This window comes from Providencia sp. PROV175 (assembly GCF_032707045.1).
Taxonomy (GTDB): domain Bacteria; phylum Pseudomonadota; class Gammaproteobacteria; order Enterobacterales; family Enterobacteriaceae; genus Providencia; species Providencia hangzhouensis.
This window is the reverse complement of record NZ_CP120533.1, coordinates 2,932,530-2,944,605: the sequence shown is the minus strand read 5'-3', so window position 1 is coordinate 2,944,605 and position 12,076 is coordinate 2,932,530. Positions and strand designations below refer to the sequence as shown.

The following is a 12,076-nucleotide window of genomic DNA, read 5'->3' as shown; positions in this document are numbered from 1 at the left end:
GAGCCTATGAGTATTCAGCTGAACAATTTAATTGCTAATCATGTTGATAAACAGCAATGATTTTACTACCAAGTATTTGCTCAAATTCCTCGATAAAATTATCGCGTATATCCCAATTATGAAAACTAAAACCTAAATTGCCGAATGCCCATTGAGGGTCAAATTGCCATTTATTAAGTGAGCCATGAAAATCGCAATAAAAACAAGCGAGATTTTCTGGTTTTCCTTCATACCAGTCGGATACCGCATCACCCCATGCGTGACTCTGTTCGCTTTGTTCATTTGCACATTGTGGGCAGTAAATACCGAGACCATTTCCCCCTGCATGAAAAACTGTTCGTTCTGTCACGATAGACAGGTAGTTTTTTAGCGTATCTTCAGGAAGTTGAGTTGGGACGATTTCATCATTAATTACGTACAAAATGGGTTCTTTGTGAGTGGGGGTAGGACGATAAATCACTTCACCATACTCGATACTTTGAAAGTCAGGGTCGATAATACCTTGATGTTTTAGCCAATTAAGCATACGTAAGGCTTCTTTTGGGGCATCTTCTAAAGTGATATCAGGGGCAACAAGGTGGCAAGTATCCATAATAACCCTTCATTGTTAAAAGCCATCAATCAGTAAGTCAATTGCGTGTTTAATGGTGTCTCGTTGGCTACTTAAGTCAACGATTTCTTTCCCTAATAATGAATGAGGGACGCAAGCCATTTGGTGAGTCATTAAAATAAAAACCTGCCCGTTGATAACTAATTGGGGGTTTAAGCGAGCGGGTAATGGCTTTTTAACTAGCCTGCTATCGAATAACGGGATGACTAAGCGAGTATTCAATAAATCAATAATATTACTTTGAATATCCAGTAAATATGGGTATTTGATAGCATCATCTCGGTTTTGATAGAGGCGATATTGCATTAAAAATCCTTGTATTTATCTGAGAGTAATCCATATTCTTCATTTATCCTGTTTAACTCATTAAAGCCTTCGGCATTGTCATTTTTCCATTTTTGCGCTTCGAGGCGTTTTAATTCAGCTTGTAAGGCACAAGCCAGTATTGCTGATAAGTTAAGTTTAGCCCGCCTTGCTTGTTCGTAGAGTTCAGGCGCGACAGTGACACTGACGGTTTTTTTTGTTCTATTCATAGATGCCCCTTATACACGTGTTATGACACGTGTACTTTAGCACAGCTCATCGATCACGATAGGGATTTTATCAACAAATATTGCCATTATCAGAGTATCTTTAATTTATTGCGATTATTTGCGAAACCCTTCGCAAAGTTGCCGCCTTATTGTTCAATAGCCAAATAACCCCCTTGAACTGCGTCTATTTTCCACCATTGATTTTTTTACACTCTGTCATGCTATAGCGATAACTCGTATTTTCATTACATTTTGGAACCGCGGTGTCCGACGAGAGTGATGTAGAAAAAACCGAAGAGCCCACGCCCCATAAAAAGCAAAAAGCCAAAGATGATGGGCAAATCGTTCGTTCAAAAGAACTTAGCTCGCTAATGATGATGTTAGCAGGCGTGAGCTTGCTATGGCTAAGTGGTGGACACCTCGCGGCACAATTGCGGCAAATTACTCGTCAGGGTTTTATTTTTGATGGCCACTATTTACAAAATACAGGCTTGATGATCAGTTACTTAGGGCGTGTGGTCAGTGAGGCGTTATTTGCCTTATTACCAGTCATTGGCGGGTTAGCTTTGGTTGGCATTTCTGCATCATCATTAGTCGGTGGGCTCGTTTTTAATAGCAAGTTGATTAAATTTGATTTGAAAAAGTTAAATCTAATCAAAGGGCTAAAACGTATTTTTTCGATGAATGCCTTATCTGAGTTATTTAAAGCGATTTTGAAATCCTTATTTGTTGGTTTGGGCGCATTTATTTTTCTTTGGCAAAGTTGGCCATCGTTACTGCATTTAGTGATGGAATCACCCGTTACGGCGCTAAGTAATGCACTGCAAAAAGTGATTTTTGCTGGTTATTTGATTGTTTTCTTGCTGATCCCAATGGTGGCTTTTGATGTTTTCTATCAGTTTCGTTCTCATTTGAAAAAATTACGCATGAGCCGTCAGGAAATTAAAGATGAATTCAAGCAGCAAGAGGGTGACCCGCAGATTAAAGCCAAAATTCGCCAACAGCAGCGTGCGATTGCGCGTAACCGAATGATGGCAGATGTTCCGAATGCAGATGTTATCGTCACTAACCCAACACATTATGCGGTCGCCCTTAAATATGACGACAAAAAAATGGGGGCACCAAAAGTATTAGCGAAAGGAGCAGGTGTATTAGCTCAGCGCATCAAAGAAATTGGTGAAGAGCACCGAATATTACAGTTAGAAGCACCGCCTCTTGCTCGTGCGCTATACCGCCATGCGGAGATAGGACAAAGCATTCCTGTTGCATTATATGCCGCGGTTGCAGAAGTTTTAGCATGGGTTTACCAATTGCGCCGCTGGCGCCGAGAAGGTGGGCTCAGACCCAAAAAACCGAAAAATTTACCAGTGCCACCGACGCTGGACTTTGCTGGAGATAACAATCGAGATGGCTAATTTGGCTTCATTATTAAAATTGCCGAAAAATTTACAAGGAACGCAGTGGCAAATACTGGCCGGCCCGGTTCTGATATTAATGATCCTGTCGATGATGGTATTGCCATTACCGGCTTTTTTATTAGATTTACTGTTTACCTTTAATATTGCACTTTCCATTATGGTGTTATTAGTGGCGATGTTCACAAAACGCACATTAGATTTTGCGGCATTTCCTACCATTTTGCTATTTGCAACTTTATTGCGCCTCTCTTTGAATATCGCCTCGACGCGAATTATCCTGTTAGATGGCCATACCGGGCCAGATGCTGCTGGGCGAGTTGTCGAAGCCTTTGGTCACTTTTTGGTGGGCGGCAACTTCGCCATCGGTATTGTGGTATTCATTATTCTTGTGCTGATTAACTTTATGGTTATCACTAAGGGGGCAGGGCGTATCGCGGAAGTGGGCGCTCGCTTTGTGTTAGATGGCATGCCAGGTAAGCAAATGGCCATCGATGCCGACTTGAACGCGGGTATCATTAATGATGATGAAGCGAAAAAACGCCGCGCGGAGGTTACGCAAGAAGCGGATTTCTATGGTTCGATGGATGGTGCGAGTAAATTCGTGCGAGGAGATGCTATCGCGGGGATCATGATTATGGTGATCAACGTGGTTGGCGGGTTAATCGTTGGTGTAGGCCAGCACAATATGTCTTTGGGAGATGCCACCAGTGCCTATACCTTGCTGACTATTGGTGATGGGCTTGTCGCGCAAATTCCAGCTTTGATTATTTCCACCGCTGCTGGGGTTATTGTCACTCGTGTGGCAACAGATGAAGATGTGGGTGAACAAATGGTCACTCAATTATTCAATAACCCAAGAGTGATGTGGTTGAGCGCTGGGGTTCTAGGTTTAATCGGTTTAATACCGGGTATGCCTAACTTTGTATTTTTACTGTTTACCGCGGCACTGGCTGCCCTTGGTTGGTATTTAGTCCGCAAATCCCAACAACCCGAAAGTAGTGCGGGGGATAATAGCCAATCTCAGCATTTTCAAGAAGCCAATAAAGTGGTTGAAGCCACGTGGGATGACGTTCAATTAGAAGACTTGTTGGCGATGGAAGTGGGGTATCGGTTGATCCCATTAGTCGATAATGACCAGCAAGGTGAATTATTAGGGCGACTACGTGGTTTACGTAAGAAATTTGCTCAAGAAGTGGGGTATTTGCCACCCGTGGTGCATATCTGCGATAACTTAGCGCTTTCCCCTTGTGAATACCGAATTCTAATTAAAGGCGCGGAAGTTGGGCGGGGAGAAGCACAGCCAGGGCGTAGTCTGGCTATTGACCCAGGTAATGCGGCTGGGTCGTTACAAGGGGATGTCACTAAAGAGCCAGCATTTGGTTTACCCGCCATTTGGATTGATGATGATTTGCGTGAGCAAGCACAAATCCAAGGGTATACCGTGGTATCCGCGAGTACCGCGGTGGCAACTCACTTTAATCAAATTTTACTGCAAAACTCCAGTACCTTATTTGGCCGTCAAGAAGCCCAAATGTTGTATGACCGCGTGAAAAAAGAGATGCCAAAATTGGCAGATGACCTGATCCCAGATACGATTTCATTAACGATTTTGCACCGCGTTTTACAAAACTTATTAATGGAAGATGTGGTGATCCGCGATATGCGTACCATCATTGAAACCTTGGCTGAAATGGCAGGAGAAAATGGGGAAAACAAAGATACTGATTACTTAACATCCCAAGTGCGCATTGCATTAGGGCGAGCAATTACACAGCAGTGGTTTGGTAATGCAGAAGAAATTCAAGTGATTGGTTTAGAGGCTAGCCTTGAGCAGATTTTGCTGCAAGCCGCGAAGAACGGCGGTGGGTTAGAGCCGAACTTGGCGCAGTTTATTCAAACTCAAGCGGAGCAAGCTGTCGCTCACCAAGAAGCGATGGGCGCGCCTACAGTGCTGTTAGTTAACCATGGATTACGCTTGATTTTATCGCGTTTCTTGCGGCGCAGTCTGCCGCAGCTGGTGGTCATGTCGAATTTAGAAATGACGGACCACCGTAAGATAAGAATGACGTCGATGATTAGTGGTAGTTAATCATCTTGCTTTTAGTTATATGGTTGTGTAGGATAAATATGTAGTCGCTTTGAAGCTAAATTGTTCTTATACCTAAGGTGTGTATTTGAATGCTCGTCAAAGCGCAAAGAAAGTATGAAGAGGCCGCTCTTTTAAGAGCGGCCTCTTTGTATTTAACTGACTAAAAAACGCCCTACAATTCTGCCTTTATCCGTTAGTAAGACAGATTGCCCATCACGCAGGACTTTTTTCAAATTGTGCTTTCGTCCAATTTTACTCAAAGCTATCTTTTTTGTACTTGATGCGAGTTTAAATGCGGTTAATCCATCTATGTGGATAAGCTGAACTAGATCTTTATGAGTAAAGCTATTTAGGTAATAGGATTGCATATCGCTAGATAGCCAGCCAAGTAAGTCAATTAAATGGCGATATTCTAACTTTAGTCGACTTAATGTTGAAGCTATATCATTAGGGGCACTCTTAATTATTGAACTATCAAATTCATTTAGATCTGTAGTTTTGAATATGGTTCGGTAGTTAAAAAAACGTTCAATGCTAATGTCCAAAATATGTGAGCTTATATTTATAGGTGGTGGCCTAAACATATCCTATCCCTTTGATAAATTTATTTTAGTTAAGGCGATGAAATTTACCTAATCTACCATCAAGAGGAATATGAAAAAAAGAGATTGCAGCAGCAACTTTGTCTGTATTTTAGTAATTCTATTGAGCGAGCTGCCTGACGAGCCTCAGTATGAAAGAAGAGGGTTGTGAACTAGACAAAACACACCTTAAATTGAAATTTTCTTACCTAATGCAGGGCGCTTTGACTCTAAACCATCAGCACCATAAGTGGATTGGTTATTATGTTTTTTCACAAAGTTTAGGCGCTGAGCATTCAGCTCAATATGCAGTTGCAGCATTTGGTGATTACGATAATTCAGCTCTTTTAGTTCAGTTGTTAAGCTTTTAATGGCTTCCCATACACCTGCTAGTGCATCATTGCCTTCATAAGGTGCACTGATCTCAGATTGTGCTTCTAACGCTAGGCGGTTTGTTTCACCGTGGCCGATAGCAGCAACCAAAAACCGTTTTTGCTCAGTGGTTTCTTGAAAAGGCGAAGGCGGCACACGGTGATAACCTAATAATAGCTCTTCATTTCTCATCACTATTTGTAATGAATGCAAATGAGCGAGTTGTTGCTCAAGTAATATCAGTAATTCGTCAGTCATAGTGGTTATTTATTTCATTGATAACATGCATTCATGAGCATCGCGCAAAATGCCATCAGCAATTTTTTCAGCATCCATTGTTAGGGTGCCATCTTTGATTGCTTGTTTAATTTGTTCAACTTTAGCACTATTAATATCACTTGCTTGAGGTTGCAATAATTTTTTTTGTAGCTCACTAGGAGCAAAAGAACTTTCTTTAACGACTTCATTAGTGGACACTTTTTTGTCCCGCATCGGGGCAGCCGCATCTTGTGGGTCGCGGTTTGTCACCTGAGCCAGTGCAGAAATTGCAGATGTTTGCTCAATAGCCATAATGTATTTTCCTATTTCCGATTTTTTTCATATGTCAGTTATCGGCTTATGTTTATGAATCTTTAGTGTATATAGTGTTACAAAATATTGCACTACTCGTCATACTTCAAGTTGCAGCGTTGTTGACTGCGCTCAGCTCGCCGAATCACATACTCATGTATGCTCATCGGCCTCTCTTCACTTGTCGCCTAGCTGCCACTCGAATTATTTAGAGTATATACTCGTGATGCTTCAAGTTGCAGCGTTGTTGACTGCGCTCAGCTCGCCGAATCACATACTCATGTATGCTCATCGGTCTCTCTTCACTTGTCGCCTAGCTGCCACTCGAATTATTTAGAGTATATACTCGTGATGCTTCAAGTTGCAGCGTTGTTGACTGCGCTCAGCTCGCCGAATCACATACTTATGTATGCTCATCGGCCTCTCTTCACTTGTTGCCTAGCTGCCACTCGAATTATTTAGAGTACAAGCGGGGGGCGCTTTATTTTAATGCCACTTGAACGCTGCCATTTTCTAGCGCTTCCCCATTTACAACTTGCCCATTTAACAATCGTACGCGGGTATTTTGGCCGGCAGTAGCATTATTTATTGCTCTTCCTTCGTATTTCACTGAAAAATTATCACCACTGGCGAATACAAATACGGTTTGCCCTGCTTTTATTGCCCAAGGCTGCCTTATCATTGATTTTGTGAATGTTTGACCTGCTGGAATATTACGCAGGGCTACTGCTCCGCGAAGTGCGATTTTGTCTGTACTTGCACCTGCGGGGAGTTTATGCAATAAGCCTTTTTTGGTTCCGATATCAACAAATTGTATGGGTTCACCTCTATTTATATTGCGTGTTGCCACGTAATACTGGCCTGTCACATTCACTGTTAGCTGAATAAATTGCTTTTTTTTACCACATTGCACAGGAAGGGACACATTTCCCATATTACGCCCGCCAATAGGTGGGTTGATTTGTGGCTTCTCGCAAATAGGCCAACGTTCAATTGGTGTTTTGATTTCGATTGAAACTTGGGTTTTCTTGCCATGAATTTGGCGAAAATAATGGTTAATATCTTGGGGTAATGACGCTTGAGAAAGCGTTGGAGTAAGACCTAACAAACTGATTACCATATATAAAGGCAATTTTTTAGTGTAATACATCCCGTTTTATCCCCCCAGTAAGCAAATTTTTTCACAATTGCAGTTTACGCAGCTGCGTAATAATGAATGAGCCAAATAGGTCAATTATTTTGCCTTTATCCCGCCATTAGATTTTTTAGTAGTCCGCTAAGATATGCGGGTCGAATTTTAATTTTTACTCGCGAACGTTCAAATTCAGGGATCGCGTTATCTCCATTGAGGACCACTATGATTGATAAATTAAACGCCACGTTTGCTTTCCAGCAACAGGCTTTGTCAATACGCGAAGCAAGGCAGACTGTATTAGCTTCAAACATTGCTAATGCCGACACTCCCGGCTACCAAGCACGTGATATTGACTTTAATCGTCAACTTCAACAAGCCATGGATAAAGGTGTGGTAGGGGGAAAAGGTGTGACTCTTGCTGTCACTTCGAAAGGGCATATTGAAGGCCGAGGGGGCAAAGCGCCAAATATTGACCTGAAATATCGTGTTCCTTACCAAACCTCAATGGATGGTAATACGGTAGATATGGACATTGAACGCAGCCAATTCGCAGATAACACCCTGAAATATCAGGCCGACCTTACATTCATCAATAGCCGCGTCAAAAGTATGTTGGCTGTCTTACAGCAAGGGTAATTGCCATGGCTTTACTAAGTATTTTTGATATCTCTGCATCGGCATTGACTGCGCAATCTCAACGTTTAAATGTCAGTGCGAGCAATATGGCCAACGCGGAAAGTATCGCGGGACCAGATGGCCAACCATATCGCGCAAAACAAGTTGTTTTTCAAATGGCACCGCAAGGGCGTCACGAAGTGGGAGGCGTGCGTGTGAGTGAGCTGATAGAAGACCCTACGCCACCCCGTATGGAATATAAGCCCGGTCACCCGTCAGCGAATGAAAAAGGCTATGTGCAAATGCCAAATGTCGACATGGTTGGTGAAATGATCAATACCATTTCAGCCTCTCGTAGCTATCAAGCTAACTTAGAAGTGATGAATACAGCAAAAACATTGCTGCAAAAGACACTGACTATAGGCCAGTAAGGGAGCATTTTCATGGGAGTTGCAGCCACAATGTACGACTCTTTGGATAATACGACAGCTGGCCCTCAGCCAGCTGCGAGTAATGTGCCAAAGAAAAGTCAAAGTGACGATATGCGTGACACTTTTTTAAAAATGATTGTCACGCAAATGCAAAACCAAGACCCAACAAAACCAATGGAAAATACGGATTTAACCAGCCAATTGGCGCAAATAGCGACACTTGAGAGTATGAATAAACTCAGTGATAGCGTGAGTGGTATTTCCCAACAAATTGGTTCAGGTCAGTCATTGCAAGCCACTCAGTTGGTAGGTAAAGGTGTGCTTATTCCGCGCAATGAAATCATCTTAGCGCCGCTCAAAAAAGCGAGCACAGGTGAAGACAGCAATGTGATTAAGCCATCAAACCCGCTTCCTGATGAAGGCATCAGCCCAAATAGCCCTTCAATGTTTGGATTAAGTAACAAAGATGCCATTGAAGGTGAAGAGGGCACTGAAGAGCCGCAATCTGAATATATTTCCTCGCCGTTTGGCTTCTTTTTGCCGAAATTGGCGGACAACGTTGAAATTACCATTCGCGATAAAAACCGAATGGTTGTGCGAACCATTACCTATGATACGGAAGTTAAACCCGATATCTATGATATGGCATGGGATGGCCGTGATAACAACGGGAACTTAGTCACCGATACAACAGGAAAATATTACTTTGATGTGAAAGCTGTTAGTTCAGGAGCTGAAATCGAAGTGACCAAACTGGGGTATACCCGTGTTAACGGTGTGACTCCTGGAGCTGACGCACCATTACTTGATGTTGGCATTGGGCAAAGCGTCCCGCTGAGCAGCATTTTCAAAGTTTATCCATCTTCTTAATTTACCCCCAATACTCATGGAGAAAATATGTCTTTTTCACAAGCAGTCAGTGGCTTAAATGCAGCCTCAGCGGGGCTTGATTCAATTGGTAATAATATTGCCAACTCCGCAACAAATGGTTTTAAAGGGGCGACGACCTCATTTGCAGATATGTTTGCAGGTTCAGGTGTTGGCCTAGGCGTTAATGTGGCCGCGGTGACACAAAATTTTAAAGATGGTCCAATCACGCGTACGGATAGAGCGACAGACGTTGCCATCTCCGGAAATGGCTTTTTCCGTGTACAAGACCAAAACGGTGATACTTATTACAGCCGAGATGGTCAATTATTACGCGATAAAAGCGGTAATTTAGTCAATAACCAAGGGATGGTAGTTACAGGTTACCCCGCGAGTGTTGATGAAAAAGGCAATGTTACCATCCAAAGTGGTGGTGTACCTGAAGGCTTGAATATCCCAACGGATATGATGGATGCGAAAAAATCTGAGTTAGCGAAACTGACGATAAACCTTAATTCTGAAGATAAAGTTAAAGATAAGAAATTTGACATCACAAAGCCTGATGATTCAGCAACGTATAACTTTAGCACCACAATGACCGCTTTCGATAGTCAAGGTAATACCCATGAAATTTCAGTGTACTTTGTTAAAGAGTCAGATAACAAATGGACCGCTTATGCGAAAGACGCTAACGAAACTGAAGCTAAAAAACTGGGTGAACTAGAGTTTGATGGTAATGGTAAGTTAAAAGACGCAGATAAAGCCACATTTGCTTTCGCGTATAACGGGTTAAATGGCGCTGATAATGGAATATTAAACGTTGATTTAAGTAAGACTCGTCAACAAAAGGTCAGCGAGTCTTCTGTTAGTGCAATTGATGTTGACGGTTATCCAGCCGGTGAATACACCACCTTCAAAATTGAAGATAACGGCTTAATTACCGCTAACTATTCTAACCAACAAAAACGTGTGGTTGGTCAAGTGGCATTATCTGCTTTCGCAAATCCAAATGGTCTGGTATCCCAAGGTGGCAACGTTTGGGCCTCTTCTAATGCGTCAGGTAACCCGATGGACGGCGTTCCGGGTGTCGGTCAGTTCGGTAAATTAACCAGCGGTGCGTTGGAGTCTTCTAACGTGGATATGAGCCAAGAGTTAATTAGCATGATTGTGATGCAGCGTAATTACCAATCAAACGCGCAAACCATCAAGACACAAGATCAGATGTTACAGACGCTGGTTAACTTACGATAAAACAAGAGGGTGGCCATGGATCACGTCATTTATACCGCGATGGGAGGAGCGCGTCATGCGCTGGAAAACCAAGCGATTGTTTCAAATAACATTGCCAATGTGTCAACCGCAGGCTTTAAAGCGCAATTGTCCGCAATGCGTGCCGTGCCGATACATGGTGACAGCGAGCAAACCAGAACGCTGGTGGTGGCATCTACTCCCGGCGCTGATATGAGCCAAGGGCCACTCAATTATACGGGTAAGCAAACCGATGTTGCGTTAAATGATAAGCATTTTTTGGCTGTTGAATTAGCGGATGGCACAGAAGCTTATACCCGTAACGGTAACATTCAAGTGTCTAGTGAAGGTGAGCTTGTTATTGGTGAGCGCCGCTTACAAGGTGATGGCGGGCCGATTAACGTTCCGCCAAATGCGGAGTTAACTATTGGCGCTGACGGTACCGTTACTGCGCTTTTGGCGACTGACCCCCCGACTATGTTAGGGCAAATTGGGCGCTTGAAAGTGGTTGAAGCACAGCCGCAAGACTTGATCCGTGGCGAAGACGGTTTGTTTCATTTATCACCACAAGGGCAAGCGGCAAATGGCAATGCTTTGCCACAAAGCGAACGAGGCATTGTCACTGCTGGGGTGATTGAGGGCAGTAATGTCAATGCCGCAGAAGGCATGGTTTCGATGATTGCCAATGCAAGGCACTTTGAAATGCAAATGAAAGTTGTCCGCAGTGCTGATGAAAATGCACAACGCGCCAATCAATTGCTCGCTGTTAGCTAATTTCACAAAGGAATTATTATGATCCGCTCATTATGGATTGCCAAAACAGGGCTTGATGCTCAACAAACTAACCTTGATGTTATTTCTAATAACTTAGCCAACGTTAGTACCAATGGTTTCAAACGCCAACGCGCTGTTTTTGAAGATTTAATGTACCAAAATATTCGCCAGCCGGGCTCAATGAGTTCAGAACAAACTTCATTACCATCCGGCTTACAAATGGGAACGGGTTCGCGCCCTGTTGCCACCATGCGTATTCATGCGCAAGGCGCATTAAATAAAACAGGAAATACCAACGATATCGCTATCCGAGGCCAAGGTTTTTTACATGTGCAAATGCCTGATGGTACGGATGCTTACACCCGTGATGGCGCATTGCAGCCAAACCAAGATGGCCAGTTAGTGACCTCAAGTGGTTATCAAATCGTTCCTGCGATTATGATCCCCGATAACGCGAATAGCTTGTCGATTGCGCGCGATGGCACCGTGACGATTACCGTCTATGGCGATAACCAACCACAGCAAATTGGCCAAATTACATTAACCACCTTCATCAATGACGCCGGTTTGGAAAGTATGGGTGAAAACCTGTATATGGAAACGGCCAGTTCTGGTGCACCAAATGAGAGCGCACCGGGGACCAATGGCGCCGGTTTACTTTATCAAAACATGTTAGAAACCTCTAACGTCAATGTGGCAGAGGAGTTGGTCAACATGATCCAAACTCAGCGTGCTTATGAAATCAACAGTAAGGCGGTATCCGCTTCTGACCAAATGTTACAGCGCTTAACGCAATTGTAATTGGTAAAAAATACGTAAAAATAACTCATTGC

General features: G+C 43.1%; 15 protein-coding genes. 8 read left to right on the top strand and 7 right to left on the bottom strand.

Features of this window, described 5'->3' with window-relative positions:
• Positions 1 to 34: 34 nt before the first annotated feature.
• Genes P3L44_RS13375 through P3L44_RS13365 form a run of 3 tightly spaced genes read right to left on the bottom strand, consistent with a single transcriptional unit; the run spans position 35 to position 1,143 of the window.
• The gene (locus P3L44_RS13375; protein ID WP_112308175.1) at positions 35 to 592 is read right to left on the bottom strand and encodes a hypothetical protein; all 558 of its coding nucleotides are present in this window, start codon (positions 590 to 592) and stop codon (positions 35 to 37) included.
• 15 nt (positions 593 to 607) lie between these two features.
• Positions 608 to 916, bottom strand: a complete 309-nt coding sequence (locus P3L44_RS13370) for a CcdB family protein (protein WP_140170723.1) — start codon at positions 914 to 916, stop codon at positions 608 to 610.
• Positions 916 to 1,143: a type II toxin-antitoxin system CcdA family antitoxin gene (locus tag P3L44_RS13365; RefSeq protein WP_140170722.1), complete on the bottom strand. Its 228-nt coding sequence runs from the start codon at positions 1,141 to 1,143 to the stop codon at positions 916 to 918. The genes P3L44_RS13370 and P3L44_RS13365 overlap by 1 nt, the downstream gene beginning before the upstream one ends.
• Before the next feature lie 263 nt (positions 1,144 to 1,406).
• Here P3L44_RS13365 and flhB point away from each other — a divergent pair, with 263 nt between their 5' ends.
• Positions 1,407 to 2,558: a flagellar biosynthesis protein FlhB gene (flhB, locus tag P3L44_RS13360; protein ID WP_272661455.1), complete on the top strand. Its 1,152-nt coding sequence runs from the start codon at positions 1,407 to 1,409 to the stop codon at positions 2,556 to 2,558.
• Positions 2,551 to 4,650, top strand: coding sequence for a flagellar biosynthesis protein FlhA (gene flhA / locus P3L44_RS13355; protein WP_004255687.1), 2,100 nt, complete (start codon positions 2,551 to 2,553; stop codon positions 4,648 to 4,650). Before flhB ends, flhA begins: the two co-directional genes overlap by 8 nt.
• A 152-nt stretch (positions 4,651 to 4,802) precedes the next feature.
• Here the strand turns inward: flhA and P3L44_RS13350 are convergent, their stop codons facing one another.
• The 4 genes from P3L44_RS13350 to flgA all read right to left on the bottom strand — a co-directional run bounded on the left by P3L44_RS13350 (position 4,803) and on the right by flgA (position 7,293).
• On the bottom strand, positions 4,803 to 5,234 hold the full coding sequence (locus tag P3L44_RS13350) for a hypothetical protein (protein WP_272661456.1): 432 nt from the start codon (positions 5,232 to 5,234) through the stop codon (positions 4,803 to 4,805).
• A gap of 186 nt (positions 5,235 to 5,420) precedes the next feature.
• The gene (locus tag P3L44_RS13345) at positions 5,421 to 5,861 is read right to left on the bottom strand and encodes a flagella synthesis protein FlgN (protein WP_272661457.1); all 441 of its coding nucleotides are present in this window, start codon (positions 5,859 to 5,861) and stop codon (positions 5,421 to 5,423) included.
• Positions 5,862 to 5,870: 9 nt separating this feature from the next.
• Complete coding sequence (gene flgM, locus P3L44_RS13340) at positions 5,871 to 6,173, bottom strand: flagellar biosynthesis anti-sigma factor FlgM (RefSeq protein WP_110591517.1); 303 nt, start codon at positions 6,171 to 6,173, stop codon at positions 5,871 to 5,873.
• Between the two features lie 481 nt (positions 6,174 to 6,654).
• The gene (gene flgA / locus P3L44_RS13335; protein ID WP_272661486.1) at positions 6,655 to 7,293 is read right to left on the bottom strand and encodes a flagellar basal body P-ring formation chaperone FlgA; all 639 of its coding nucleotides are present in this window, start codon (positions 7,291 to 7,293) and stop codon (positions 6,655 to 6,657) included.
• A 237-nt stretch (positions 7,294 to 7,530) separates the two neighbouring features.
• Here flgA and flgB point away from each other — a divergent pair, with 237 nt between their 5' ends.
• Genes flgB through flgG form a run of 6 tightly spaced genes read left to right on the top strand, consistent with a single transcriptional unit; the run spans position 7,531 to position 12,044 of the window.
• Positions 7,531 to 7,944, top strand: coding sequence for a flagellar basal body rod protein FlgB (flgB, locus tag P3L44_RS13330; RefSeq protein WP_004255669.1), 414 nt, complete (start codon positions 7,531 to 7,533; stop codon positions 7,942 to 7,944).
• Between the two features lie 5 nt (positions 7,945 to 7,949).
• On the top strand, positions 7,950 to 8,354 hold the full coding sequence (flgC, locus tag P3L44_RS13325; RefSeq protein ID WP_004909868.1) for a flagellar basal body rod protein FlgC: 405 nt from the start codon (positions 7,950 to 7,952) through the stop codon (positions 8,352 to 8,354).
• A gap of 12 nt (positions 8,355 to 8,366) precedes the next feature.
• Complete coding sequence (locus P3L44_RS13320; protein WP_094961172.1) at positions 8,367 to 9,224, top strand: flagellar hook assembly protein FlgD; 858 nt, start codon at positions 8,367 to 8,369, stop codon at positions 9,222 to 9,224.
• A gap of 27 nt (positions 9,225 to 9,251) precedes the next feature.
• Positions 9,252 to 10,472 carry a flagellar hook protein FlgE gene (gene flgE / locus P3L44_RS13315; protein ID WP_272661458.1) on the top strand — a complete coding sequence of 407 codons (1,221 nt, stop codon included), beginning with the start codon at positions 9,252 to 9,254 and terminating at the stop codon, positions 10,470 to 10,472.
• Positions 10,473 to 10,487: 15 nt separating this feature from the next.
• Positions 10,488 to 11,243 (top strand): flagellar basal body rod protein FlgF, encoded by a 756-nt coding sequence (locus P3L44_RS13310; RefSeq protein ID WP_272661459.1) that lies wholly within the window; start codon positions 10,488 to 10,490, stop codon positions 11,241 to 11,243.
• Between the two features lie 18 nt (positions 11,244 to 11,261).
• On the top strand, positions 11,262 to 12,044 hold the full coding sequence (flgG, locus tag P3L44_RS13305) for a flagellar basal-body rod protein FlgG (protein WP_140170719.1): 783 nt from the start codon (positions 11,262 to 11,264) through the stop codon (positions 12,042 to 12,044).
• Positions 12,045 to 12,076 lie beyond the last annotated feature (32 nt).

Coding starts and splice junctions, on each gene's coding strand:
- P3L44_RS13375 (WP_112308175.1), bottom strand. CDS start 592: ATGGATACTTGCCACCTTGTTGCCCCTGATATCACTTTAGAAGATGCC.
- P3L44_RS13370 (WP_140170723.1), bottom strand. CDS start 916: ATGCAATATCGCCTCTATCAAAACCGAGATGATGCTATCAAATACCCA.
- P3L44_RS13365 (WP_140170722.1), bottom strand. CDS start 1,143: ATGAATAGAACAAAAAAAACCGTCAGTGTCACTGTCGCGCCTGAACTC.
- flhA (WP_004255687.1), top strand. CDS start 2,551: ATGGCTAATTTGGCTTCATTATTAAAATTGCCGAAAAATTTACAAGGA.
- P3L44_RS13350 (WP_272661456.1), bottom strand. CDS start 5,234: ATGTTTAGGCCACCACCTATAAATATAAGCTCACATATTTTGGACATT.
- P3L44_RS13345 (WP_272661457.1), bottom strand. CDS start 5,861: ATGACTGACGAATTACTGATATTACTTGAGCAACAACTCGCTCATTTG.
- flgM (WP_110591517.1), bottom strand. CDS start 6,173: ATGGCTATTGAGCAAACATCTGCAATTTCTGCACTGGCTCAGGTGACA.
- flgA (WP_272661486.1), bottom strand. CDS start 7,293: ATGGTAATCAGTTTGTTAGGTCTTACTCCAACGCTTTCTCAAGCGTCA.
- flgB (WP_004255669.1), top strand. CDS start 7,531: ATGATTGATAAATTAAACGCCACGTTTGCTTTCCAGCAACAGGCTTTG.
- flgC (WP_004909868.1), top strand. CDS start 7,950: ATGGCTTTACTAAGTATTTTTGATATCTCTGCATCGGCATTGACTGCG.
- P3L44_RS13320 (WP_094961172.1), top strand. CDS start 8,367: ATGGGAGTTGCAGCCACAATGTACGACTCTTTGGATAATACGACAGCT.
- flgE (WP_272661458.1), top strand. CDS start 9,252: ATGTCTTTTTCACAAGCAGTCAGTGGCTTAAATGCAGCCTCAGCGGGG.
- P3L44_RS13310 (WP_272661459.1), top strand. CDS start 10,488: ATGGATCACGTCATTTATACCGCGATGGGAGGAGCGCGTCATGCGCTG.
- flgG (WP_140170719.1), top strand. CDS start 11,262: ATGATCCGCTCATTATGGATTGCCAAAACAGGGCTTGATGCTCAACAA.